General features: G+C 59.7%; 26 protein-coding genes. 15 read left to right on the top strand and 11 right to left on the bottom strand.

Translation table 11 applies throughout. The features are described from left to right. Window positions 1-19 precede the first annotated feature (19 nt). Together V7773_RS03425 and V7773_RS03420 are read right to left on the bottom strand one after the other, a co-directional pair. Complete coding sequence (locus tag V7773_RS03425; RefSeq protein WP_063324435.1) at window positions 20-1,387, bottom strand: DUF1329 domain-containing protein; 1,368 nt, start codon at window positions 1,385-1,387, stop codon at window positions 20-22. Between the two features lie 22 nt (window positions 1,388-1,409). After that, entirely contained in the window at window positions 1,410-3,203 is a 1,794-nt protein-coding gene (locus tag V7773_RS03420) for a DUF1302 domain-containing protein (RefSeq protein ID WP_336072361.1), read from the bottom strand. Window positions 3,204-3,833: 630 nt separating this feature from the next. Between V7773_RS03420 and V7773_RS03415 the strand changes: the two genes are divergently transcribed. The 3 genes from V7773_RS03415 (at window position 3,834) to V7773_RS03405 (ending at window position 7,733) form a co-directional block, all read left to right on the top strand. Further along, complete coding sequence (locus V7773_RS03415) at window positions 3,834-6,578, top strand: S-type pyocin domain-containing protein (protein WP_336072360.1); 2,745 nt, start codon at window positions 3,834-3,836, stop codon at window positions 6,576-6,578. Beyond that, entirely contained in the window at window positions 6,575-6,826 is a 252-nt protein-coding gene (locus V7773_RS03410) for a bacteriocin immunity protein (RefSeq protein ID WP_092149382.1), read from the top strand. Before V7773_RS03415 ends, V7773_RS03410 begins: the two co-directional genes overlap by 4 nt. 124 nt (window positions 6,827-6,950) lie before the next feature. After that, the gene (locus V7773_RS03405; protein WP_092223756.1) at window positions 6,951-7,733 is read left to right on the top strand and encodes an ATP-grasp domain-containing protein; all 783 of its coding nucleotides are present in this window, start codon (window positions 6,951-6,953) and stop codon (window positions 7,731-7,733) included. Window positions 7,734-7,839: 106 nt separating this feature from the next. On the opposite strand, the gene V7773_RS03400 is transcribed toward V7773_RS03405, so the two are convergent. The 4 genes from V7773_RS03400 to V7773_RS03385 form a co-directional block, all read right to left on the bottom strand. After that, on the bottom strand, window positions 7,840-8,751 hold the full coding sequence (locus tag V7773_RS03400; RefSeq protein WP_092149376.1) for an SDR family oxidoreductase: 912 nt from the start codon (window positions 8,749-8,751) through the stop codon (window positions 7,840-7,842). Window positions 8,752-9,012: 261 nt separating this feature from the next. Next, window positions 9,013-9,915 (bottom strand): alpha/beta fold hydrolase, encoded by a 903-nt coding sequence (locus V7773_RS03395; protein ID WP_063324431.1) that lies wholly within the window; start codon window positions 9,913-9,915, stop codon window positions 9,013-9,015. Further along, window positions 9,915-10,697, bottom strand: coding sequence for a class II aldolase/adducin family protein (locus tag V7773_RS03390; RefSeq protein ID WP_063324430.1), 783 nt, complete (start codon window positions 10,695-10,697; stop codon window positions 9,915-9,917). The genes V7773_RS03395 and V7773_RS03390 overlap by 1 nt, the downstream gene beginning before the upstream one ends. A 136-nt stretch (window positions 10,698-10,833) precedes the next feature. Next, window positions 10,834-11,289, bottom strand: a complete 456-nt coding sequence (locus tag V7773_RS03385) for a flavodoxin (RefSeq protein WP_063324429.1) — start codon at window positions 11,287-11,289, stop codon at window positions 10,834-10,836. A 153-nt stretch (window positions 11,290-11,442) separates the two neighbouring features. Between V7773_RS03385 and V7773_RS03380 the strand changes: the two genes are divergently transcribed. Both V7773_RS03380 and V7773_RS03375 read left to right on the top strand, forming a co-directional pair. After that, window positions 11,443-11,916: a PAS domain-containing protein gene (locus V7773_RS03380; protein ID WP_063324428.1), complete on the top strand. Its 474-nt coding sequence runs from the start codon at window positions 11,443-11,445 to the stop codon at window positions 11,914-11,916. 54 nt (window positions 11,917-11,970) lie between these two features. Beyond that, window positions 11,971-12,576 carry a hypothetical protein gene (locus tag V7773_RS03375; protein WP_092149373.1) on the top strand — a complete coding sequence of 202 codons (606 nt, stop codon included), beginning with the start codon at window positions 11,971-11,973 and terminating at the stop codon, window positions 12,574-12,576. Window positions 12,577-12,737: 161 nt separating this feature from the next. On the opposite strand, the gene V7773_RS03370 is transcribed toward V7773_RS03375, so the two are convergent. Next, window positions 12,738-13,697, bottom strand: coding sequence for a MerR family transcriptional regulator (locus V7773_RS03370; RefSeq protein WP_092223760.1), 960 nt, complete (start codon window positions 13,695-13,697; stop codon window positions 12,738-12,740). A gap of 221 nt (window positions 13,698-13,918) precedes the next feature. Here V7773_RS03370 and V7773_RS03365 point away from each other — a divergent pair, with 221 nt between their 5' ends. The 7 genes from V7773_RS03365 to V7773_RS03335 all read left to right on the top strand — a co-directional run bounded on the left by V7773_RS03365 (window position 13,919) and on the right by V7773_RS03335 (window position 18,662). Beyond that, entirely contained in the window at window positions 13,919-14,479 is a 561-nt protein-coding gene (locus V7773_RS03365; RefSeq protein WP_336072358.1) for an antibiotic biosynthesis monooxygenase, read from the top strand. Window positions 14,480-14,714: 235 nt separating this feature from the next. Then, on the top strand, window positions 14,715-15,425 hold the full coding sequence (gene folM / locus V7773_RS03360; protein ID WP_336072357.1) for a dihydromonapterin reductase: 711 nt from the start codon (window positions 14,715-14,717) through the stop codon (window positions 15,423-15,425). A gap of 20 nt (window positions 15,426-15,445) precedes the next feature. Continuing rightward, window positions 15,446-16,006 (top strand): GTP cyclohydrolase I FolE, encoded by a 561-nt coding sequence (gene folE, locus V7773_RS03355; protein WP_336072356.1) that lies wholly within the window; start codon window positions 15,446-15,448, stop codon window positions 16,004-16,006. Next, window positions 16,007-16,387 carry a dihydroneopterin triphosphate 2'-epimerase gene (gene folX, locus V7773_RS03350; protein WP_063324422.1) on the top strand — a complete coding sequence of 127 codons (381 nt, stop codon included), beginning with the start codon at window positions 16,007-16,009 and terminating at the stop codon, window positions 16,385-16,387. A gap of 99 nt (window positions 16,388-16,486) precedes the next feature. After that, window positions 16,487-16,783, top strand: a complete 297-nt coding sequence (locus V7773_RS03345) for a DUF1244 domain-containing protein (RefSeq protein WP_063324421.1) — start codon at window positions 16,487-16,489, stop codon at window positions 16,781-16,783. Then, a complete protein-coding gene (locus tag V7773_RS03340; RefSeq protein ID WP_175456253.1) occupies window positions 16,776-17,114 on the top strand; it encodes a HopJ type III effector protein in 339 nt (112 codons plus the stop codon). The genes V7773_RS03345 and V7773_RS03340 overlap by 8 nt, the downstream gene beginning before the upstream one ends. A gap of 297 nt (window positions 17,115-17,411) precedes the next feature. Next, complete coding sequence (locus tag V7773_RS03335; protein WP_336072355.1) at window positions 17,412-18,662, top strand: 2-aminoadipate transaminase; 1,251 nt, start codon at window positions 17,412-17,414, stop codon at window positions 18,660-18,662. A 175-nt stretch (window positions 18,663-18,837) separates the two neighbouring features. Here V7773_RS03335 and trxB read toward each other — a convergent pair whose 3' ends face one another. Further along, entirely contained in the window at window positions 18,838-19,800 is a 963-nt protein-coding gene (trxB, locus tag V7773_RS03330; protein ID WP_030139882.1) for a thioredoxin-disulfide reductase, read from the bottom strand. Window positions 19,801-20,110: 310 nt separating this feature from the next. Here trxB and cysZ point away from each other — a divergent pair, with 310 nt between their 5' ends. Both cysZ and V7773_RS03320 read left to right on the top strand, forming a co-directional pair. Beyond that, window positions 20,111-20,866: a sulfate transporter CysZ gene (gene cysZ, locus V7773_RS03325; protein WP_063324418.1), complete on the top strand. Its 756-nt coding sequence runs from the start codon at window positions 20,111-20,113 to the stop codon at window positions 20,864-20,866. 40 nt (window positions 20,867-20,906) lie between these two features. Beyond that, window positions 20,907-22,106: a glycosyltransferase family 4 protein gene (locus V7773_RS03320; RefSeq protein ID WP_092223764.1), complete on the top strand. Its 1,200-nt coding sequence runs from the start codon at window positions 20,907-20,909 to the stop codon at window positions 22,104-22,106. 137 nt (window positions 22,107-22,243) lie between these two features. Here V7773_RS03320 and V7773_RS03315 read toward each other — a convergent pair whose 3' ends face one another. The 3 genes from V7773_RS03315 to V7773_RS03305 all read right to left on the bottom strand — a co-directional run bounded on the left by V7773_RS03315 (window position 22,244) and on the right by V7773_RS03305 (window position 24,687). Next, window positions 22,244-23,347: an NADH:flavin oxidoreductase gene (locus V7773_RS03315; RefSeq protein WP_336072354.1), complete on the bottom strand. Its 1,104-nt coding sequence runs from the start codon at window positions 23,345-23,347 to the stop codon at window positions 22,244-22,246. Window positions 23,348-23,597: 250 nt separating this feature from the next. Next, window positions 23,598-24,080 carry a glutathione peroxidase gene (locus V7773_RS03310; RefSeq protein ID WP_072344396.1) on the bottom strand — a complete coding sequence of 161 codons (483 nt, stop codon included), beginning with the start codon at window positions 24,078-24,080 and terminating at the stop codon, window positions 23,598-23,600. A gap of 121 nt (window positions 24,081-24,201) precedes the next feature. Then, window positions 24,202-24,687: an FKBP-type peptidyl-prolyl cis-trans isomerase gene (locus V7773_RS03305; protein ID WP_003205467.1), complete on the bottom strand. Its 486-nt coding sequence runs from the start codon at window positions 24,685-24,687 to the stop codon at window positions 24,202-24,204. Between V7773_RS03305 and V7773_RS03300 the strand changes: the two genes are divergently transcribed. Beyond that, entirely contained in the window at window positions 24,656-25,000 is a 345-nt protein-coding gene (locus tag V7773_RS03300) for a DUF3565 domain-containing protein (RefSeq protein WP_072344588.1), read from the top strand. The two genes, V7773_RS03305 and V7773_RS03300, sit on opposite strands and share 32 nt — an antisense overlap. The last annotated feature ends 10 nt before the right edge of the window (window positions 25,001-25,010 follow it).

The following is a 25,010-nucleotide window of genomic DNA, read 5'->3' as shown; positions in this document are numbered from 1 at the left end:
GCGGTGTCCGTCCGAAGGGTTAGCGAACCCCGGTCGAGCGCAGCGCTGCCGGTGTGTAGTCGGCGGCCCGGGCTTCGAAGCCGTACTCATAGCTGTGTTTCTCTTCGTTCTTCATGCCCAGCGCGATGTAGCGGCCGGCAATGATGTCGTAGAGCGCCTCCAGGGTGTAGCCCGGGTTCTGATGGTCGTAGTAGAACTGGGCATGACCTTCGGCCACCCGCCACAACTGGCCGCGACCGTCGTAGTGATCCACCAGCGCCGCCTGCCAGCTGTCCTCGTCGATGTACATGTGGCGCTTGGCATAGATGTGCCGCTCGCTGGGCTTGACCGTGCCGACCACTTCCCAGACCCGGTGCAATTCATAGCGAGTCAGGTCCTGATTGATATGACCCGCCTTGATTACATCGTCGTACTTGAGGCTTGGCGAGTCGAGCTTGTAGCTGTTGTACGGGATGTACATTTCCTTTTTGCCGACCAGCTTCCAGTCGTAGCGATCCGGCGCACCGGAAAACAGGTCGAAGTTGTCGGAGGTGCGCAACCCGTCGGCGGCGGTGCCCGGGCCGTCGTAAGCCACTTGCGGGGCACGACGCACCCGGCGCTGGCCGGCGTTGTAGATCCAGGCCAGGCGTGGCTCCTTCACTTGGTCGAGGGTTTCATGCACCAGCAGTACGTTACCGGCCAGACGTGCCGGGGCAGTGACCTCCTGCTTGAAATAGGTCAGCACGTTGCTGGCCTTTTCCGGATCGGCGTCCTTGATCAGAAACGGCACGGCGATTTCTTCTTCGAAGCGGATCGGCGTGAAGCTGCCATTGGTCTGCGGCGTCACCTGGGTGATGACCCGGCGCAGGTTGCCGCCGTGATAACGGGTGACGTGGTTCCACAGCACTTCCACGCCGCTCTTGGGAATCGGGAAGGCGTAGTAGCGATTGCCGGTGAAATTGGCCAGGCCATTGCCGTCGTTGATGGCGTTCACGTTGAGGGCGCTGCGCTTGGCCGACTCGTAGATTTCCGGCGGCAGGCCCACGCTGCGGTGGGTCGGATAGACCGGGATCTTGTAGGTTTCCGGGTAGCGCTTGAACATCGCGACCTGGCCTTCGGACAGCTTGTCCTTGTACTTGTCCACGGTCGCGGCGGTGATGGTGAACAGCGGTTTTTCATTGGCGAACGGGTCGGCCAGAAAGCCCTTGCTGTCCACGGCACCGGCGTTTTTCGGAATGCCGCCGGTCCAGGCCGGAATCGAGCCATCGGCATTGCCGGCTTTTTCCGCGCCCAACGGCGTAAGGCTGGTACCCAGTTTATTCGCTTCATCCGGCGAGACCGCCGCCATCACGTTCGCGGCCAGCAGGCTCAGGGCCAGGGCACCGCATTGCAGGATCATCTTGCGCATTGGGTTTTCCTTGTCAGCCAGATCAGAAGTTCACGCCGAAGCTCAACGCGAGGAAGTCGCGGTCTTCGAGAACGTTGTAATCGCCGCCAAAAAAGTCGGTGTAGCTCAGGCTGGCGGTGTAGGTGTTGCGATAGTCGGCATCGACACCGACGCTGATGGCCTTGGCGCCTTCGTTGAACAGACCGTTGGGGCCATAGCCGGCCACGTCGTGGGACCAGGACATGTTGGGCTTGAAGTTCACCCCGCCGATCACGTTGGAGTAATCGAGGATCGCCCGGGCGCGATAGCCCCATGATGTCGAGGTGACGAAACCATCGGTGTCGCCCTGGAAGCCGTATTGGCCGTAGACCGAGTCACGGCCATAACGCAGCTTGTCCTTGGACTCCAGGCCACCGACATGCACGACCGCCGCTTCGCCAACCAGCGTCAGGCGATCAGCCCCCAGCACCTGATCGAAGAAGTGCGTCAGGGTGCTCTGGACCTGGGTCACTTCCTTGCGCCGGTAGCCGGTGTTATCCGCTCCGGCCGAGGTCGCGATGGGCGATGCCGCGCCACCGGCAATCGGGTTGAGCAGGGCCAGGGTCAGGTCGTTGGTATTGACCTGCACCGGTGCGTTGGGACGGTAGCTGACTTCCCCGGTCCAGGCGGTGCCGGTGGGCAGCGTCGTGGAGAAACTGGCGCCATACAGGCGGATGTCTTCCGGGTATTCAAGGTAGTACCCACCACGGCCCAGCATCACGCTTTGCGCCAGACCCGCACCGCTGCCAGGGGCCAGGCCGTTGGCGATCGTGACCATTCCCGGCAACGCCGCCAGCGTCGACAGCCCCGCCGTGGTGGTCCCGACGGTAGGCGTACGGCTGTGATAATTCATGAAGTACAGGCCGTACTCGGTATCATCGCCGAGCCAGCGCAACGCCGTACCCCACTGGCCGGAGTCGCGGGCGTCGCGGTCGCCGCCACGGGGAATGATCACCCCTTCGCTGGACACCTGGATCTCCTGGCCGAATGCCCGGGTCAAGGGCACGAACGGCGCAATCGCCGGACTGCCCACCGTGTAGCCACTGGTGCAACCATCGGCCACCACATCGTTGCCGAAGAACGTGCCGCAGTTATCCACCACGGTCTGGTCCCACTCCAACTGATAGAAGCCTTCGATGGTGAGCTTGTCGGTCAGGCCCTGGGAGGCGAACAGCATGTTCACGGGGATCAGGCCTTCCTTGATCTCCGCACCAGGGCGACGGAACGCGGACACGTCCACCGGGTTGATGCTGTTGATGGAGTTGCCGATGAAGGTACTTTCCCCCCAACTGACCACCTGCTTGCCGGCGCGCACGGTGCCCGGCAAATCGGCGATGGAATAGTTGTGATAGACGAATGCATCGAGAATCTGCGCCCCCGAGGACTTGGCGCCTTCCTTGCGATTGCTGTCGCTGATGTCCTTGAACTCGCGACCTTCATCCTTGAGCTCGAAGTCATACCAGTACTTGCCGCGCACGAACACGCCGGTATCGCCGTACTTGAGTTCAAGGTCGTGCAGGCCTTTGAAGATTTTGGAAAAGGTCTCGCCCTTCTTGAAATTCAGCCGCCCATCATCACCGGTGGACGATTGGCCCCGACCGCCGTTGACCGTGCCAACCAGGTCGTTGTCGGCATCGCGCATGCCCCAGCTTGCGCCCACGGACAACGACGAATCGAACTGACCCTCGATCTCGCCAATGTTGAATGAAACGGCCTGCGCCTGGGCACAGCAACCCAAGGCCACCGCGACGGCCAGCGCCTGCGGCTTGAAGATGGCGCGCATTGTTATTGTTGTCATGCGTCTTCCCCGGTGAGTGACAGAGGCTTCACCCTACTGCCGCACGCCAGGGGCGATAAGCGCACCAAGGAGGTATTCGCGCTGTACCTAAAAAGGATTACAGCCCATGCGGCGCAGGCCTTTGCGCCGTGCATGGATGGACTGGATGATGGGTCATCAGCGCCGCGCATACCCGTGCCCGGCCTTCGACTGTTACGCGCCCTGCAACGGTGCATGTCTGAATCCGGGCTGTTTCCCGCGGGGCTCGATGCCTATGCTGGCCGGGCTTTCAGGGCAACGGGCCTGCAAGCACAAGCCTCATGGCATCCCTCATGCCTGGCACACCGTCTTCGGATGGATTGGCGTATCGGTCCATCATCCCGTGTTTACCGACGTTGGTTTGTAGCTCCTTTGCAACGTCACGCTTAGGCCGCTGCTTTTTGCAGCGGCCTTTTTTATGTGCGCCTATTTCCGAGTTAAAACTTCTTGTTTCCTACGTTGTTGTCGGAAAGGCTCACCTGCCTGTTTTAAGAGAACGAACTTATAGTTTCCTTGGTCGCCCAGGATGGGTGACTACGCAAATAGCCATGAACGACTGCACGTATTGAATCACGGCATGGCTATTCAGATTCGATTCGAAAGGAACTCGATATGCAGCAAGAAAAAAATCTACTTGTAAATAGAGGTATACCTCGCACGCCTTCGTCACCTGACGGGTTTGGGTTTAACGCAAGGCGCGTGTCAGGCCCAGACCACTCTGATCGTGCATACGATGCCGTTGATTATGCTCTTGATTGGCTAGATGAAAGCAACACTTCTACCGAAGAGCTCTTCAAAGAAAATGTCAGGAATATCACTCATATAACCAACGCCGAACTCGCCAAAACAAGAGCAGCCGTTGCTGCGGTGGTCCCTCGTGGAACCGATGCGGCCGAAATTGAATTACGAACACTCAAGCTACAACTGTTCAAAGCGAGAAAAGATCATCAAGAACACATAGCGATAGCCAATCTTTATTATGGTCATGATCCACTGACTCACAAAACTCAAGACGCTCGTTATAAGGGGTTCGAGCTCATTGGCCGTCGTGGAGGTGAAAGGGCTTACTACAACGCAATTTCCAAGTGGAATGTTTCTTATGCTGCGGCGTACGAGGCAAAATTCCTGGCTGAGCAGATCAAGCTATTGGATGCTCGCTTAACCGCACACAACAAAGCCATTGCCCAGGCAAACGCAAAAGCAGCCGCGGAGGCTCGGGCAAAGGCTCAAGCTGAAGCCAAACGCGTGGCTCAGGAACAGGCGCGCAAGGCCGCCGAAGCCGAGGCTAAACGCGCGGCTGAAGAACAAGCACGGATTGCACGGATTGCCGCAACAGTAGCTGCTAAACAAGCCCACGATGCCGCCATGGCCTTATGGGAGGCCGAAAGGTGGGCCGCTGCTGAAGAACTGGAGGCGGAGGAAGCGAGGCGTCAGGCAGAAGTCAAAAAGGCACGTCAACCAGCCCGGGCTACCCGTACATTTCCAGTATCGGGCTCCGCCGCAGCCGCCGGCCCAGTATTTACAATCGCAGGTGGGACCTTCGCCCCCAACCGGGTGACCGCCTCGGGCATCACGGATGAGTTACGCACCGCGGTTTCGGCGATCCTAAAAACAGTTACCGCAACGGCATTACCCACTGTTGCATGGTTTGCGTCACTGATTGACCCGTCGGAGCTGGGCAACGAAGAACGCTACGCCCTGAGTGTTCCGCTGTCAGAACTAGCTCCAGCCAACACCGATGATTTGCTGGCAGTCGCAACATCGAAGGGAGAGGTCAATCTCCCGGTGGTGCTGGGTTCCATGACCACCGACGACGAGATGATGTTCGTCGTCGCGAGTGCCGACGGAACATCGGTGCCCTCCAGCGTGCCGGTCAGGCTTGCAACACTCGACCCTCACAGCAACGTCTACAAATCCTACAGTCCAGATGGCTCATCCACCTTGATGACCTGGACGCCTATCGTAAAAGAGACGGATGCATCCACGACACTGCCATCGATCGTGCCGAAGATCGACCTCTATGAGGGCGGAACCCCCTGGGCCATAACCAGAGGGGTCGATAAGGATCCAGAGCTGGAGGATTACGATTTTGGTAGTGGGTTCGTCACGGTGTTCCCGGTTGAGTCGGGTATTCCGCCCATCTATACCGTCTTTAACAACTCTTCTGAATGGGCTTCCACGGAAGAGGCACGCAAGGCAGCCGAAGCCGAGATCCTAGGCGTAGCCCAGGCACAAGCACTGGAACAAGTCCTGGCGGGCCGCGCCTATCCTATACCGGGCGCGGCGGCCGCAGCCGGTCCGGTGTTCACGCTTGTCGGCAGTAGCCTGGCCATAAGTTCGGAAGCGACCTTGGCCATCCAGGCCGCGCTACGAGCCGCAGTCGCCATGGCTGTCGAATCGCTTACCGCAGTGGCAGCGCCGACCTTGGCGGGTTTTGCGGCGCTGCTCTATTCACCCAAGCTGGCAAACGGTGAATTACCCGAGCGATATGCGTTCAGCACGCCACTCTCGGAGCTCGCACCGACACATCACCACGACTTGCATGCAATCGCGGCGGCCGACGGATTCGTTGACTTGCCGGTACGCCTCACTTCTCAAGCAACCGTGGATGGTCAATCCGAAATCCTCGTGATCAACACCGACGGTGTAACCCACCCGTCAAAAACCAGAGTGGTGCCGGTTACCTATAACGCACAACAGAACCTCTACATCGCTACAACTGAACAAACCCCACCCAGAACCTTGACGTGGACGCCGGTCGTTCAACCCGGAAACAGCTCCACGGCCCTTCCCGCCGAGCCGCCCGCCCCGCCTGTTTATACAGGCGCATCGGTAACGCCCATAGAGGGAAGGATCGATCCGTTTCCCGAAATAACCGCAAACAGCTTCGATGATTATGTTTTCGTTTTCCCAATCGACTCAGGCCTGCCGCCTCTGTACGTCATGTTCAGGGATCGACGGGAAGACCCTGGGGTTGCGCTGGGAATGGGGGCTCCGGTTTCAGGCGTGTGGACGGATGCAGCATCGAAAGGTGAAGGGGCACCCATTCCGTCGCAGATTGCGGATCAGTTGAGGGGAAAGGAGTTTAGGCGTTTCAGGAAGTTTCGGGAGGCTTTTTGGAAAGCCGTCGCTGGCGATCCTATACTTTCGCAACAATTTAATTCACGTAATCTAGTAGAAATGAAAAAAGGTCGTTCTGCCTATACCAAGGAGACTGAACAGATTGGCGCACGAACCAAATATGAGCTTCACCATAAACAATACATTTCTTTAAATGGTGGAGTTTACGACATTGACAATATCACTCTCGCCCCCCCTAAAAGACATATTGAAATTCATAGAGAGCACAAACAATGAAGAAATCGATAACCGAAATAACTGAAAAAGAATTTCTCGCCTTCATAATAAAAATTTCAGAAGGAAATTTTCCTTCTGAAAAAGCACATAACAACGCAGTCTTGGATTTCAAGCGTATCTCAGAGCACCCCGCAGGATCAGATCTTCTATTTTATCCAGAGCCTGGCAAGGAAAGCTCTGAGGCGATAGTCGACGAGATAAAAAACTGGCGTGCAGCCAACGGTAAACCAGGCTTCAAGCAACCCTGACGCTCCAGATATTTGAACGCCCCTTGCTGCTGAATAATCGGCAGCAGGGGTCTCTCGACTCCGGCGTCATGATGTACCGAACCCAGCAGCATTTTGACCATCCACTCCTCATCGGTAAGAAGCAATGCACCTCCTCTATCCTAGCGACCCATTTTATAAAAAACGTCCTGACGAGCAGTACGCTGAAGAGTACGAAGCGGTAATGACTGCGGGACTGAGGACTGTGCTGTTCTCTTTTGAAGATTTCGAAGCGGGCCTTTTCAAGACTTCTGCGTCCCTCACGCCCGGAGACTCGATTTTGTACCGCGGGTGGATGCTGACACCCGACGCTTATGCTGCTTTGGTTAACCAACTGCGTGAAAAAGGCGTCATTGAAGTCACCAACGCCACGCAATACCGACACTGTCATCACCTGCCACAGTGGTATCCGTTGTTGACTGCCTATACGAGCGAAACGGTGGTGCTGGACAGCGATGCAAACTTCGTTCAAGCGCTCGAAGACCTGCAATGGCCAGGCTACTTTATCAAGGACTACGTAAAGTCACTTAACACCGGTGGTGGCAGTCTAGTGGACACTCCCGAAGGCATAGCACCGCTTGTTGAAGAGATGCGCCAATACCGGGGGCAGATTGAAGGCGGTATATGCGTCAGGCGACGAGAGGATTACATTGAAGAAACCGAGCGTCGCTATTTTGTATTCCATGGTCAGACCTATGGCGGCACCGATGAGATTCCTGAGTTGGTGACCGAATGCGCACGGCTGATCGACAGTCCTTTTTTCTCGGTCGACGTAGTACTCAGGTCAGACGGTGTGCTGCGGGTGGTCGAGCTCGGCGACGGGCAGGTATCAGACCGCAAGGAATGGCCCGCTGAGCGCTTTGCCTGGATGTTGAGCCGTGCGGGATAGGTCTGTGCCCTATCGAGACCGCCGCGAACCTGGCGGCCCTGGTGCAAAAATATTTTCCATGAGCACGGTTACCGCAGCGGGCGACAACCGGCCCAGGTAATGAGACTTAAATGGCGTGGTGTTGCAAGTTCGCCATCATTTCTTTCAAGGCTTCCAGATTGTCATTCGGGTGCACCGCATGCTCGAAGTCGCAGATCTGCTGCCAATGGGCGGCGACGTCTTCGGGCGAAAACCCTTTGCGCGGATCAAAGCCCGCCCCCAGGCTGCGTTCCCAGCGCACCTTGCCCATCCAGCCGCCGCCCACTTCGAACAGGCCGGAGGTTTCCTGGCAGGTTTCACTGGCCAGGTACACCACCAGCGGGCTGACGAGTTCAGGTTTGAGTTGCTCGAATACCTGCGGCGGGATCAGGCCTTCGGTCATGCGCGTGCCGCCGGTGGGGGCGATGGCGTTGACCAGGATATTGTTCTTGCGCCCCTCGATGGCCAGGGTGCGGGTCAGGCCATACAGGCCAAGCTTGGCCATGCCGTAGTTGGATTGGCCGAAGTTGCCGTAGATGCCGGACGTGGACGCGGTGAAGATCACCCGTCCATAATTCTGTTCACGCAGGTGCGGCCATGCGGCGCGGGTGACTTTGTAGGCGCCTTCGACATGGACGCGGTAGACCAGGTCCCAATCGGCGTCGTCCATTTTGTGAAAGGTCTTGTCCCGCAGGATCCCGGCGTTGTTGACCACCACATCAACCCGGCCGAACGCGTCGAGGGCATTTTGTACCAGCTTGTCGCCATCGGTCACCGAGTCGTGGTTGGCCTCGGCGATGCCGCCCGCCTCGCGGATTTCGGCGACCACCCGGTCTGCTGCCGAGGCATTGGCCCCTTCCCCTTGAGCCGAGCCGCCAAGGTCGTTGACCAGCACTTTTGCGCCTTGTTTGGCGAACAGCAGCGCATGGGCGCGGCCCAGGCCCCCGCCAGCTCCCGTGACGATCACGACTTTATCTTCGAAGCGCACAGACTCACTCATGGCAGAACTCCAGCAGGCGGACAGGACAATGGGCACGAGTGTCCGGCACAAGTCGACCGGTCACAATCAACACGGTTGCAAGTGAATGGTGGGCGATAAGGTGAGGGGATGATGCGGGCCCAAGCCACAGCGGCCTATTCGATTTTCCTGCTGGCAGAGGCACCGCTATCGCAAGCAGGCTCGCGATAGCGGTCTTTCAATCAGAATAGATGCTGGATGTGCTGACGCGTTCGCGAGCAAGCTCGCTCCCACAAGGTATCGTCATGAACAGGCCATTTGTCTGTGCGGCGCGGCGATGGCTTCGCGAAACGCCAGGTAATGCTTGAGCACCTGCACCGGCGCCTCGGTGTGCGGGTAATGACCAATGTCGGGCAACAACACTGTGTCCGGGCTCGGGATCAGGGCCTCGTAGCGCGCCACCATGTGTTCTCCGGAAATCGGGTCGACCGCGCCGTCAATCACCCGCAACGGCACGTCGCCGCGCTGCATCGCCTGCACCCAGCGATCCCGCTGCACACGGCGTTCGGGAATATAGGCAATGAGCTTGTGCATGATCCGCGGACCACGATGGGCTTCTACCAGACTCCAGAAATCATCCAGCTCGCTTTCAGTGGGGGTGGTCCGGGGGCCGAAAATCTGCCGAAAGCTGCTGACCAGGCTTTCCCGGGAGAACGCCCGCCCCAGCAGCCACCCCAGGGGGCTGAGCAAAAGTTTCTGGGCCCAGACTGGGCGGTGAGTTTCCGGGAACAGGCCGCCATTGAGAAAGACGCAACTGGCGAGATGGATGCGCGCTTCGTAATGCCGCGCCAGCAGTTCCTGGGCCACGCTATCACCGTAATCGTGGGCCAACACATGCAGCGCGCCCCTCACATTCAGGTGCGCGAGCAGGGCCTGTTGCAGATCGGCTTGCTCCAGCAGGCTGTAGACGTGATCCGTCGGTTTGGCGGAGTCGCCGAAACCGAGCATGTCACACGCGATCACCCGGTAACGTTGCGCCAACGGTTGCCACAGGTAGTGCCAATCCCAACTGGCTGTGGGGAACCCGTGGATCAGCAGCAACGGCTCGCCCTGCCCGGCCACCCAGTAACGGATGGCATGACCTCGGAACATGAAGATCTGGCTGCGCTGGCGCCAGATACGCAGGGGAATCTGGGCCAGGGGCATCAGCTTCGATACCCGGCGTCTTGCTGATCGAGCTTGCGTAACAACGCCGGCCAGGCCAACGCGCCGCCCATGCCCTGGGCGCTTTTGGTCACCCCGGCGATCATCGCCCGGGCGCCAGCCAGGATCTGCGGCTCGATGGCAATCAGCTCGGCCCCGCCGCTCTGCGCCAGGACCTGGATGTCACAGGCCCGCTGAAAGGTGAACATCATCAGGAAGGTATCGGCGATGGTACCGCCGCAGGTCAGCAAGCCATGGTTGTGCAGCATCAGGAAGTTGCTCTCGCCCAGGTCCGCCTGCAGGCGAGCCTTTTCTTCGTGATTCAAGGCCACCCCTTCATAGGCGTGATAGGCCAGGCTCGACAGCACGAACAGCGATTGCTGGCTGATCGGCAGCACCCCCTGTTTCTGGGCCGATACCGCCACGCCAGCAGCGGTGTGGGTGTGCAGCACACAGGCCACATCATGGCGTACCTCATGCACCGCGCTGTGGATGGTGTAGCCGGCCGGGTTGATCTCGTAGGGGCTGTCCATCAACTTGTTGCCGGCCTGATCGACCTTGACCAGGCTCGAGGCAGTGATTTCATGGAACATCATCCCGAACGGGTTGATCAGGAAATCCTCGGTACCGGGAACCTTTGCGGAAATATGGGTGAAGATCAGGTCATCCCAACCGTGCAGCGCAACAAGCCGATAACAGGCGGCAAGGTCCACCCGGGTTTGCCATTCGGCCGCACTGACCTGATCTTTGATGCTGAGTGTCGTTTGGACGGGCGCTACGCTCACGGCTCTGACCTCTGGTTTCTTGTTATATGTTTCGATCGAAACGTCGTACGCAAGAAAATCAGTCTAGTCAGCTCTTTCAGAGGCGGTAGTTGCGTTCGCAGCCAGCTTACTGGCCGAACGAGTCAGCGCATCCGCTTCAAGGGCGCAACGTGTCAATCAACTCAGCAAGCCATGGCTCGGCGTCGGTTTCCGGCGTGACGCTCTCGCTGGCATCCAGACGCAGCATCGGCAGCACCTCACGTACGCCCAATTCGACGAACAGCTCGCACATCTGCTCGCCACCGGCGCAGAAGGTATCCCCGTAGCTGGCGTCGCCCAGGCCGATCACCGCGCCAGGCAAACCGCGAAAGAACCCGGGCAACTGGTCGCGGATGACCGAATACAACGGCATCAAATTGTCCGGCAACTCACCCATGCCGGTCGTGGAAGTCACTGCCAGCACGGCCTGCGGTGCGAATGCCTGCACATCCGCCAGGGTCGCACGAGGGTCGTGCCAGGATTCAAAGCCTGCCTCGCGAAGCAGTTTGGCGGCGTGCCGGGCGACTTCTTCGGCGGTGCCATACACTGAGCCGGAAAGAATGGCGACTTTCATCGATCTGATCCTGAACCTGAAAAAAGAGCCAGGATAGTAACAGTTGCACCTGTCAGGCTGCGAATGGCTCTCAACGGCCCTAATGGCCAGTGGACAGCCTATCGATTTCTTTTAGAATGCTGCTTCTACAAGGATGTTCAAAGGGTTCTCCCCATGATCAACGCTCAACTGATGCAACTGGTCATCAATGCTTCGAACGATGGGATTGTCATCGCCGAAAAAGAAGGTGAAGACAATATCCTGATCTACGTGAACCCGGCCTTCGAACGATTGACCGGTTATCACCGCGACGAAATCCTCTATCAGGATTGCCGGTTCCTGCAATCGGGTGATCGGGACCAGCCCTCGCTGGAGCCCATTCGCAAAGCCTTGAAAGAGGGCGGTACCTGTCGTGAGGTGCTGCGCAACTACCGCAAGGACGGCACGCCGTTCTGGAATGAGTTGTCACTGTCCACGGTAAAAAACCAGGCTGACGGGCATACCTATTTCGTGGGTGTGCAAAAAGACGTCACGACCCAGGTCAAGGCTCAACAACGCGTCGCCCAGCTGGAAAAGGAACTGGCCGAAGCGCGGCAGACCATTGCCCGACTCGAAGCGACGGACGGTTCAAACAAAACCACGAATTAATGGTCAGTCACTACAATCACCAGTGAACACGTAAATTATCATTTCGAGCAGATCATGCAGCGCGATGCCCTCCTGACGCAGGATGAACTGGATTTCATCCGGACCATGCAACACAACCCGCAGTTGAACGAGCGGGATGTCACGTCGAGCTTGCTGGTAAACGGTGGGTCGCAGATCCGTGACTTGCTGACACGTCTGGCGGCAAATGAGCAGGTTACGTTGCAAGCCAATTTCGAAAACCAACAAATGACCTTTCCGCTGCATCTGGTGGAAGACGAATTCCATGCGATGCACCTGCGCTTGGGTGTGCCAAGCATCTACGAGGACGGACCGAAAATACGCCCATGGCGCCTGGCGCTCGAAGAGCCGGTGGCGCTGGAAAACATCAAGGGTCAGCCGGGACCGCTGTGGGTCCACGAAGTATCCTGCAAGGGCGTACTGCTGGAAAACCGCAGTCGGACCAAACCGCCGAAGCAGTTTGCCTTGTGGTTCAGCCCATCAGGCTACGAGAGAATTTCGCTGCGAGGCAGCTTCGAACGGGAAACCGATCGCGGCCTGTTTGCCTACCACCTGAGCCAGAATGACCAGGACGAGACCGAGCGCCTGCGCCAGTACATCCTGCAGCAACATCGCCTGACCCATCCGACCATGCACCTCTAGTATCCTGTTTCGCAAACACGTTTCTTTTTGACGAGTGACTGGTGTCGTCAGGCAAGACGCCACGACGAGTCATAGCCTGCTATGGCGAGGAGCGGCAACGCAGCATGACGGCAACAGACGCCGTCAAAAAGGAACAGTACTTGCGATACAGGACACACCATTCAGGTATCCAGGTTGCCTGCCAGAAATTGACGCAGGCGCTGGCGCATCACTGTCCCCTCATTCCCCAGGCAACCGACCGGCGATCCAACCAGGCTCTCCTGTGCCAGATCGGATGCATCACCGGCCAGCATCAAAGGACAATCCAGGCTCATTGCCAATTTGCCCAGGCGCTTTGGCAAGTCTGGAGCCGGCGCATGATTGGAAACCAGCACCAATGCCACCGGCTGGATCTTCTGGCACACCAGGGTCAGTTCCTCGAACGGCAGGCCGATCGACAACAGCCTGACGCCCACTTCCGCCTTGGACAGGAAAAGCCCCGTGACCAGCAACTCCAGTTCATGGCAATGATCGGCAATCGCGCAGGCCAGGACACGCGGCGACGTACCTTCGCGCTTGAACAAGAGCCGCTGGATGATGCGCGAACGCAGGAAACCATCAAGAAACACCCATTCGCTGGTTTTCCCAAACGTCTGCTGGCGTTGCAATAGTTGTCGCCAAAGCGGCATCAGGATGTCCTGGAAGACGATCGGCACGGTATAGGTGGAAAAGACCTGCCCGTAGACACGATCAAGCTCCACATCGTCAAAGTTGCTAACCGCGTCCGCCACCTGTTGTTGCCAGTGGGCATGATCGGCCCTGACCTGATCGGATGAAATCAGCGTGGAGACCGGTTGCACCGACTCGGTCTTCGCCAGGATCCTTCCCACTTTGCTGACGGCCACCCCGCGCTCGATCCAAGCCAGGATGCTGCGCACTTTTTCAATATCGCCCAACGAGTAAAGGCGATGCCCACTTTCGGTGCGGGTAGGTTGGATCAAACCGTAGCGCCGCTCCCAGGCACGCAGGGTCACGGGGTTAACGCCGGTCATGCGCGCGACTTCGCGAATGGGAAACAGGTCTTCCCGTCTGAAGGCGCCTGATGCCTGGAAAACGAAGCCATCCTCTGTGATTACACTCATTTTGGCAGACAATTCCGGCTGGGAAATTGGATCCTAGTTTACCCCTCCCCGGACATGTCATGACAAGGACAAACGTACTCGATGTGCGTTTTTGTTGTTTTACGCACAATCAGGAATAATCCTTGCCTGTTTTTTGGCGACCAGACGCTGCCCACCACCCCGGGGGCGTCCCCCGCGAACCTCCTACCCGGAGTGCCGCGCCTGTCTTACGGAGATGCATAATGTCTACCTCACCCGTCACCCTGATGGTTGCCCGCCGCGTCGCCCATGGACGCTATCAGGATCTGATCGCCTGGTTGCGCGAAGGCGAACAATTGGCAACCGATTTTCCCGGCTACCTGGGCTCAGGCGTGCTCGCGCCACCGCCCCAGGACGATGAATTCCAGATTATCTTCCGTTTTGCCGACGAGCAGACGCTGCACGCCTGGGAACACTCTGCCTCCCGCACGGCCTGGCTGGGACGGGGCAGCGATCTGTTTGCCCATCCCTCCGAACACCGCGTGCGCGGCATCGATGGCTGGTTCGGCGCGGCCGGTCAGCGTCCGCCACGCTGGAAACAGGCCGTGGCCATCTGGCTGGCGTTTTTTCCCGTCTCGCTGTTGTTCAATTTCCTGTTGGGGCCGCTACTGGGCGAACTGGGCCTGTTGAGCCGCGTGTTTATCAGTACGCTGATCCTGACGCCACTGATGGTCTACCTGTTTATTCCGATGTCGACCCATCTGCTGGCGAACTGGCTCAACGGCGCGCCACAGCGGACGTTGCCGGCTACGCAGAATCATTGATGTCGCCAGCTTCAACATTGATCCCCGTGGGAGCCCCGGCTTCATGGGCGACAAAAAACCTGTGGGAGCGAGCTTGCTCGCGATGAAGCCGGTACATCCACACCAGGTATTGCCTATCAGTGCGCTATCGCGAGCAAGCTCGCTCCCACAGGGGAACTCTGGATTCAACTTTGTACATAGGAGGCGCCCCGCGTCGCTGTTATAGTTTTGCTCTAGCCGTGAACCGAGCCGTCCTATGTCCAGCGCCACCGCTCCGATCCTGATCACTGGCGCAGCCCAGCGCGTCGGCCTGCATTGTGCCCGGCGACTGCTGGAAGACGGGCAACCGGTGATCGCGACCTACCGGACCGAACGTCCAGGCGTGCAAACGTTGCGGGACCTGGGCGCGGTCATGCTGTTTGCCGACTTCTCCAGCGAAGCGGGGATCCTGGCCTTTATCGAGCAACTCAAGCAGCACACCGACCGGCTGCGGGCCATCGTGCACAACGCCTCGGCCTGGCTGGCCGAGGGCCCGGGCTGCGAAGCCGCGGCATTCAACGCCATGTTCGGCGTGCACATGCTGGCGCCTTACCTGATCAACCTGCACGGTGCCGAGCTACTGCGGCATTCAACCCCGGCGGATATCGTGCACATCAGCGATGATGTGACCCGCAAGGGCAGCGCCCGGCATATCGCCTATTGCGCCACCAAGGCCGGCCTGGAAAGCTTGACCCTGTCGTTCGCGGCCAAGTTCGCCCCCGCGATCAAGGTCAACGGCATCGCCCCGGCCCTGCTACTGTTCAACCCCGAAGACGACGCGGCTTACCGCGCCAAGGCCCTGGCCAAGTCCGCGCTGGGCATCGAACCCGGCAGCGAAGTGATCTACCAGAGCCTGCGTTATCTGCTGGACAACCCTTATGTCACCGGCACGACCCTGACCGTCAACGGCGGGCGGCACGTCAAATAGCCTTGTTTCGAGGATGCACCATGACGCTATCCCTGCCCCAGAACTACCGCGAGATCCTCATCGGCCTGGGGGAAAACCCCGAACGCGAGGGTCTGCTCGATACCCCGGTCCGTGCCGCCAAGGCCATGCAGTACCTCTGCCATGGTTATGAACAAAGCGTCGAGCAGATCGTCAACGGCGCGCTGTTCGCCTCTGACAGCGATGAAATGGTGATCGTCGCCGACATCGAACTCTATTCACTCTGCGAACATCACCTGTTGCCCTTCATCGGCAAGGCCCATGTGGCTTATATTCCTACGGGCAAGGTCCTGGGGCTGTCGAAGATCGCCCGATTGGTGGACATGTTCGCCCGCCGCCTGCAAATCCAGGAGAACCTGACCCGGCAAATCGCCGACGCGGTGCAGCAGGTCACCCAGGCCGCCGGCGTGGCGGTGGTGATCGAGGCCCAGCACATGTGCATGATGATGCGCGGTATCGAAAAACAGAACTCGACCATGAACACCTCGGTGATGCTCGGCGCCTTTCGCGACTCCAGCACCACGCGCCAGGAGTTCCTGCAATTGATTCGACGGAGCAAGTAAATGCCACAACTTCAGCCAGCCATGGCACGCATCAAGGTCAAGGACCTGCGCCTGCGCACCTTCATCGGCATCAACGAAGATGAAATCCTCAACAAGCAGGATGTGTTGATCAACCTGACCATCCTCTACGCCGCCCAGGAAGCAGTACGCGACAACGACATCGACCACGCGCTGAACTACCGCACCATCACCAAGGCGATCATCGCCCACGTGGAGGGCAACCGCTTCGCCCTGCTCGAACGCCTGACCCAGGAATTGCTCGACCTGGTCATGACTAACGAGTCGGTGCAATACGCCGAAGTCGAAGTCGACAAACCCCACGCCTTGCGATTCGCAGAATCAGTGTCGATTACGCTCGCAGCAAGTCGGGCGACTTCGTAGCAGCTGCAAGCCTCAAGCGGTAAGCTTCAAGCCTGACCACCGCAAATCCAAACTTGCAGCTTGAAGCTCGCCCCTTGAAGCTGCCTCGCAGAGATCCCCATGAACGACCAACAACGCCTCGAACTCGAAGCCGCCGCTTTCCGTCGGCTGGTTGCCCACCTGGACAGCCGCAAGGATGTGCAGAACATCGATCTGATGAACCTCGCCGGCTTCTGCCGCAACTGCCTGTCCAAGTGGTACAAGGCCGCCGCCGATGAACGCCAGATCGAGGTCAGCCTCGATGACGCCCGCGAAGTGGTCTACGGCATGCCGTACGCCGAGTGGAAAGCCCAATACCAGAAAGAAGCCAGCGCCGAACAACAAGCGGCGTTCGCCAAAGGAAAACCCGATGCCTGATCTCAATACCCTGCGTACCCGTCTCAAAAGCGGCGAACATGCCTTCGCCGACACCCTGGCCTTTATCGCCGCCGGTTACGACTACCAGCCCCAGGCCTTCAACAACGGTGGCGTGCAAAACGCCGCCGGGCAGAACGAAGGATCCTGCAAGACGCTGGGCCTGGCGCTGCTTGAGGGCTTGAGCGATGAAGAAGCGCTTCTGGCGTTTGGCGAACACTACCGTTCGGTGCTGGCCACGCCCGAAGGCAGTGATCACGGCAATATCCGTGCGCTGATGGTGCATGGGTTGGCCGGGGTGAAGTTCGAGGCGCCGCCGCTGCAACGGCGCTGATCGCCCCTTCCATTACGACGAGGCCCGCTGTTGTGGCGAGGGAGCTTGCTCCCGCTGAGCTGCGCAGCAGCCCCAAACAGTCAAACTCAATTTGCCTGACACACCGCGTTGCCAGGTTTGGGGGCCGCTTCGCGCCCCAGCGGGAGCAAGCTCCCTCGCCACAGGCTCAGTCCAAGTGAGCGGCGCCTCACCACATCCCGACTTTTAAGATTGACCCGGCAACTTTATTTCGTTTGCCGGGCCCCTCTGCTCGCGGCTTAGATAACGGACATTTCTCCATCGTCCGGGCCGTCTTCCATGAGCAGCGAAACCATCAGCCAATCGATCTCCATCGTGCATCCCGTCAGCCTCAGCCACGGCAAGAATGCCGAGGTCTGGGACACCGACGGTAAACGCTACATCGATTTCGTCGGCGGCATCGGTGTGTTGAACCTCGGCCATTGCCATCCGCGCATCGTCGAGGCGATCCGTGAACAGGCCACCCGGTTGACCCATTACGCATTCAATGCCGCCCCCCATACGCCGTACATTGAATTGATGGAACGGCTGGCGGCGTTTGTCCCGGTGGATTATCCAGTCAGCGGTATGCTCACCAACAGCGGCGCCGAGGCAGCAGAGAACGCCTTGAAGATCGTACGCGGCGCCACGGGCCGTACCGCCGTGATTGCGTTTGATGGCGCCTTTCACGGCCGCACCCTGGCGACCCTCAACCTCAACGGCAAGGTCGCGCCTTACAAGCAGAAAGTCGGCGTATTGCCCGGGCCGGTGTATCACCTGCCGTACCCCAGCAAGGACAACGGCGTCACTCGCGAAGAAGCCTTGAGGGCCATGGAGCGGCTGTTCAGCGTCGAAATCGACGTGAATGACGTGGCCTGTTTCATTGTCGAACCGGTGCAGGGCGAAGCCGGCTTCCTGGCGATGGATGTGCCCTTCGCCCAGGCCCTGCGGCAGCTCTGCGACGACAAGGGCATTGTACTGATCGTCGATGAGATCCAGTCCGGCTTCGGCCGCACCGGCCAGCGCTTTGCCTTCTCACGGCTCGGCATCGAGCCTGACTTGGTCCTGCTCGGTAAAAGCATTGCCGGCGGCGTGCCCTTGGGCGCGGTGGTGGGACGCAAGGCGCTGCTGGACAACCTGCCCAAGGGCGGCCTGGGCGGCACCTACTCGGGCAACCCCATCGCCTGCGCCGCCGCCCTGGCGACCCTGGATGAAATGACCGACGCCAAGCTGCATGCCTGGGGCTCGCAACAGGAGGAGGCAATCATCAGCCGCTACCAATCCTGGCGCAACCGTGGGCTGACGCCCTACCTGGGCCGCCTGACCGGCGTCGGCGCGATGCGCGGCATCGAGCTGACCCACGCCGACGGCACCCCGGCCTCGGCACAACTGACGCAACTGCTGGCCCTGGCGCGGGAATCGGGCTTGTTGCTGATGCCCAGTGGCAAGTCGCGACACATCGTGCGGCTGCTGGCGCCATTGACGACCGAGCCGAACGTGTTGGAGGAAGGCTTGGATATTCTGGAGGCGTGCCTGGCGAAGCTGGTCTAGACATCCCCACTCACCCTGTGGGAGCCGAGCTTGCTCGCGATGACGGCGGCACATTCAAAAATGACTGCACATGACCCACCGCGATCGCGAGCAAGCTCAGCTCCCACAGGAGACCACTGATAAACATCCCCCCATTAAAAAACCGGCCGAAGCCGGTTTTTTAATGCCTGATGGATCAGAACGAAGCGTTCTGCAGGCCATCCAGGTAGCGCTCGGTGTCCAGGGCTGCCATGCAACCGGCACCGGCCGAGGTGATCGCCTGGCGGTAGACGTGGTCGGCCACGTCGCCGGCCGCGAAGATACCTTCGACGCTGGTGGCGGTGGCATTGCCGTCGCGGCCGCCCTTGACCACCAGGTAACCGTCCTTGAGTTCCAGCTGGCCTTCGAACAGCGAGGTGTTCGGGGTATGGCCGATGGCGATGAAGACACCGTCAACCTTGATCTCGTCGAAGCTGCCGTCGTTGTTCTTCAGGCGGGCACCGGTCACGCCCATGTTGTCACCCAGCACTTCGTCCAGGGTCGCGTTGAGCTTGAGGATGATCTTGCCTTCGGCGACGCGGGCGTTGAGCTTGTCGATCAGGATCTTCTCGGCGCGGAAGGTTTCGCGACGGTGGATCAGAGTGACCGTGCTGGCGATGTTGGCCAGGTACAGCGCTTCCTCGACCGCGGTGTTGCCGCCACCGACCACCGCCACAGGCTTGTTGCGGTAGAAGAAACCGTCGCAAGTGGCGCAGGCGGAAACGCCTTTGCCCATGAAGGTTTCTTCCGACGGCAGGCCCAGGTAACGAGCGCTGGCACCGGTGGCAATGATCAAGGCATCGCAGGTGTAGGTCGCGCTGTCGCCAGTCAGGGTGTATGGCTTGGCGGCGAAGTCCACGGCATTGATGTGGTCGAAAACGATCTCGGTCTCGAAGCGCTCGGCGTGTTCCTTCATGCGCTCCATCAAGGCCGGGCCGGTCAGGCCATGGACATCGCCCGGCCAGTTATCGACTTCGGTGGTGGTGGTCAATTGACCGCCGGCCTGCATGCCGGTGATCAGCAGTGGCTTGAGGTTGGCACGGGCCGCATAAACCGCAGCGCTGTAACCGGCAGGGCCGGAACCGAGAATAATCACTCGCGAATGACGCACTTCAGACATGACCTGCTCCTGTTGACCGGACCTTGCGGGCCGGAACGCCGGGTGAGCGGCGTGAATAAAAAGGACCGTTGACGCACTTGGGGAAGGCTTGGGTTCGACAGTCCTGGAAAAGAATGGGTGCAGCGTATCGAGGGAGCGAAGATTAAGGAAATACGGTTTAACAATCCAGCTCATAGGTGAGCTCTATCCCCCGCGGCCCTTTCAATAGGCGCCTTCGCCTCAAGAAACGTTGTTACACGCCATGTCGCCGCTTTCCCGGGCGGGGCAAAGCCGGTAAGGTCGGCGCGTTCACCTTCGCTCGGAGCCACCTATGCCCGCCCCCGTCCTGTCCGGCCCGCAATATTTGCGAGAGGGCCTCAAGCTGGTCTTGAGCCCGGGCCTGCGCTTGTTTGTACTCTTGCCCCTGGCGATAAACCTGGTGCTGTTCGTCGGATTGATTTACCTGGCCGGCCACCAGTTCAGCCTGTGGGTCGATACGCTGATGCCGTCGCTGCCGGACTGGCTCAGTTTCCTCAGCTATGTCCTCTGGCCCCTGTTCGTGGTGCTCGTCGTGCTGATGGTGTTTTTCACCTTCACCATGCTCGCCAACGTCATCGCCGCCCCGTTCAACGGCTTTCTCGCGGAAAAAGTCGAAGTGGTCATCCGTGGCACCGACGACTTCCCGGCCTTCAGTTGGGCCGAGTTGATTGCCATGATCCCGCGGACCCTCGGGCGGGAAGCGCGCAAGCTTGGCTATTTCCTGCCCCGCGCCCTGGGGTTGTTCGTGCTGTCGTTCATCCCCGTGGTCAACCTGGTGGCGGCACCGCTGTGGCTGCTGTTCGGCGTGTGGATGATGGCGATCCAGTACATCGACTACCCGGCGGACAACCACAAGCTGGGCTGGAACGAAATGCTCGCCTGGCTGCGGGAAAAGCGCTGGCAGAGCCTGGGCTTTGGCGGCAGCGTGTACCTGGTGTTGCTGATCCCGGTGGTGAACATCCTGATGATGCCGGCAGCGGTGGCCGGCGCGACGTTGTTCTGGGTCCGTGAGCAAGGTGCCGAGACCGCGTTGGCCCGCCAGGGCTGAGCCAGTCACAAATCCATCATCATGGCGTCACAATGACGAAATGGCCCCGGTCGACACTGGGGTCATGACCACACCTCTGCACATTACCCTGATCACCGAAACCTTCCCGCCGGAAATCAATGGCGTGGCCAATACCCTGGGCCGCCTGTACGACGGCTTGCTCGCCCGCGGGCATCAAGTCGAGCTGATACGACCGCGCCAGGTCGACGACCAACGCCAGGCCAGTGACGAGCAGTTGCTGCTGTGCCGGGGCTGGCCGCTACCGGGCTATCCGGGTTTGCAGTGGGGCCAGGCGTCGATGCACAAACTGCTCAGACGCTGGAAACGCCATCGTCCGGACGTGCTATACATCGCCACGGAAGGCCCCCTGGGTCTGTCGGCCCTGCGCGCAGCCCGACGCCTGGGTATCTCGGTGGTCAGCGGCTTCCACACCAACTTCCAGCAATACACCCAGCAGTACGGCCTTGGGCTGTTGAGTCGCGTACTGACCCATTATCTGCGTTGGTTTCATAACCGCTCCAACCTGACCCTGGTCCCCAGCCTCAGTCAGCGCATGGAGCTGGAGCGTCGGCACTTCGAACGCGTGGCGCTCTTGTCTCGCGGCGTGGACAGCCAGCTGTTCCATCCGGCCAAGCGCTGCGCCACCCTGCGCGAAGCCTGGGGACTGGGCGACGACGACATTGCCGTGCTGCATGTCGGACGCCTGGCACCGGAAAAAAACCTGGGACTGCTCAAGCGCAGTTTCGACACGCTGTGCAGCGCTTTCCCGGGGCGACGGATGAAGCTGGTGGTGGTCGGCGACGGCCCGCAGCGGTCCGAGCTGGAACAGGAATTGCCCGAGGCGATCTTTTGCGGCTCGCAACGCGGCGAGGCGCTGGCTAGCCACTATGCGTCCGGGGATGTGTTTGTCTTTCCGAGCCTGACCGAAACCTTCGGCAATGTGGTGCTGGAGGCGCTGGCGTCCGGGCTGGGCGTGGTGGCCTACGACCAGGCCGCCGCCGCGCAGCACATTCGCCATGGGTACAACGGTGTGCTGGCAATGCCGGGGGATGAAGAAGCGTTCTGTGAGGGGGCCCGTTGGCTGCTGCAAGAGCGCGAGGCCTTGCGTTGCGTGAGGCTCAATGCGCGCCAACATGCCAGTCGCCAAGGTTGGGCGGCGGTGATCGAACAATTCGAGGCGCAGTTGCGTGGGGTTTGTGTCGGCGAATCAGTGATACCCGCTGCGCCGACAGTGCGCTGAGTCTTCGGCAATATTGAAATCGCCATCGCGAGCAAGCTCGCTCCCACAGGGGATCTTTGTCGAACACCAGACTCATGCTCGGTGAAGATTAAATGTGGGAGCGAGCTTGCTCGCGATAGCGTCAGATCAGGCGCCGCTTAAACCAGGGTCATCAACGCCTCGCGACTGAACGGCAAGATCTCCTGCTCACGCCCTTCACGGACTTTTTGTGCCCAGTCCGGATCCACCAGCAGCGCACGCCCCACCGCCACCAGGTCGAACTCCTCGTTATTCAGGCGCTCCAGCAGTTTCTCCAGGCTGGCCGGTTGCGCGACTTTGTCGGTGTTGACCATGAACTGCAGGAACTCGCCGTCCAGGCCGACGCTGCCGACGGTGATGGTGGGCTTGCCGGTGAGCTTGCGGGTCCAGCCGGCCAGGTTCAGCTCGGAGCCTTCGAACTCCGGCTCCCAGAAGCGCCGTGTCGAGCAGTGGAAAATGTCCACGCCCGCCTCGGACAATGGCTTGAGGAATTCGCCCAAGGCTTCAGGGGTTTGCACCAGACGCGCGGTGTAGTCCTGCTGTTTCCATTGGGAGAAGCGGAAAATGATCGGGAAACCCTCGCCCACCGCCGCGCGCACGGCACGAATCAATTCGATCGCAAAGCGCGAACGGTTGGCCAGGCTGCCGCCGTAACCGTCGGTGCGCTGGTTGCTGCCTTCCCAGAAGAACTGGTCCACCAGGTAGCCGTGGGCGCCGTGGATTTCCACCCCGTCCATGCCGATGCGTTGAGCGTCTTTTGCCGCCTGGGCGAACGCAGCGATAACCTCATCAATGTCCGCCTGGGTCATGCCGTGGACCACCACCTGGCCGTCCTTGAGCTTTTCGCTCGGACCATAGCCGGGCACGCTGGTGTCCGGCTCGGTGCCAATGCGTCGCACACTGCCCACATGCCACAGCTGTGGAACGATCTTGCCGCCTTCGGCGTGTACCGCATCAACCACTTTTTTCCAGCCGGCCAACGCGGCGTCACCATAGAAATGCGGCACGTTCGGGTAGCCGTTGGAAGCCTTGTGCCCCACCGTCGTGCCCTCGGTGATGATCAGGCCAACCCCGGCCGCCGCACGACGACGGTAATACTCGATCACCTTGCTGTTCGGCACGCCGCCCGGCGAAAAGGAACGGGTCATCGGCGCCATCACCACGCGGGTCGGCAGCTCGAGCGTGCCGAGGTGGAAGGGTTTGAACAGGGCTTTTACAGGCATGGGGGCACTCCACGGGACAAGGTCGCAGGTCGATATGACGGCGATAATATGTGCCGTGCCGAGTGCTGGGTAGCACTATTGATTGGAATGATTAAGGATTAAAAGGAATCGCAGCGGTGTTTGCTCAACCATGAAACCCTGTGGCGAGGGAGCTTGCTCCCGCTGGGCTGCGTAGCAGCCCTTTTCTTTGCGGTTGCTGCGCAACCGAGCGGGAGCAAGCTCCCTCGCCACAGGGGGCAGCGCCGGGCTTTCAAGCCAGCGCTTTTTCGATCGCCTGGATCACCGTGGGGTCATCCGGCGCCGTGCGCGGCGAGAAACGCGCCAGCACCCGGCCATCCTTGCCGAGCAGGAATTTTTCGAAGTTCCAGGTAATGTCCCCGGGAAACTCGGCCCCCTCGCCCGCCAGCAGGCGGTACAACTGGTGACGATCATGGCCGTTCACGTCCAGCTTGCTGGACAGCGGGAACGTCACGCCGTAGTTGAGGCTGCAAAAGTCCTGGATTTCCTGCTCGGTTCCCGGTTCCTGCCCGGCGAACTGATTGCAGGGCAGGCCCAGCACGCTGAAGCCCTTGGCCTTGTATTGCTGATAGAGATTTTCCAGCGCCGCGTATTGAGGCGTCAGGCCACATTTGGAGGCGACGTTGACCACCAGCACGACTTGCCCCTTGAACGGCGCCAGAGCAAGCTCCTGACCATCCAGGGCTTTGAGTTTAAGGTCGTGGAAAGCACTCATGACGAACTCCAGGTTTGCGGATCTTTTCGAAACAGCCATGGTTGATGCTAACAGCAACCGACTAAAAAGGCGCCGTATGGCGCCTTTCCAGTTCACTGGTCATTTGAGCGTAGCGCACAAATCAGTGGTGATGGCCGCCTTCGCCATGGACGTGACCATGGGCAATTTCTTCTTGGCTGGCGTCACGGATGTCGACGATCTTGACTTTGAAGTTCAAACGCTGGCCGGCCAACGGGTGGTTGCCGTCAACGGTGACGTCGTCGCCTTCCAAGTCGCGAATGGTGACGATCTGCATCTGGCCATCGGGGGCGGAAGCGTGGAACTGCATGCCCACTTCCAGCTCATCAACGCCTTCGAACATGCTGCGGCTCAGGGTGCTGACCAGTTCGGCGGAGTACTCGCCATAGGCGTCTTCCGGCTCGACGGTAACGTTCAGGTCGTCACCGACCGTTTTGCCTTCCAGGGCTTTTTCCAGGCCCTGGATGATGTTGCCTGCGCCATGCAGGTAGACCAGCGGAGCGCCGCCGGCAGAGCTGTCGATGACCTCACCAGCGTCGTTGGTCAGGGTATAGTCGATGGAGACAGCCTTATTGGCGGCGATCAGCATGGGGCGAGACCTTTTGCATAAGAATGAAGAACGGACAAGTCTAAACAAGGATTTGCCCGAAAGCGAACGGAACCCGGACAAACGGACTTGCCCGAACAGACCGACGGTCACCGGTTTCCATCAGGACGAGGACGGGCACTGGGTGGCCGAGCTTTCCTGTGGCCATACCCAACACCTGCGCCACCAGCCACCCTGGCAGTCCCGCGCCTGGGTACTGGACCCTGCGCAACGTATTGAAAAAATAGGCCAGCCCTTTGACTGCGGCTGGTGCGCACAGGCCCCGGTTAGCGATAACCTTGGCGACTGGAATTGATGGTAGATGA

The sequence above is a fragment of the Pseudomonas sp. 3JA genome, from assembly GCF_036961705.1.
GTDB lineage: Bacteria > Pseudomonadota > Gammaproteobacteria > Pseudomonadales > Pseudomonadaceae > Aquipseudomonas > Aquipseudomonas fluorescens_Q.
The sequence above is the reverse complement of the archived record's forward strand: the minus strand, read 5'-3'. Positions and strand labels throughout refer to the sequence as shown.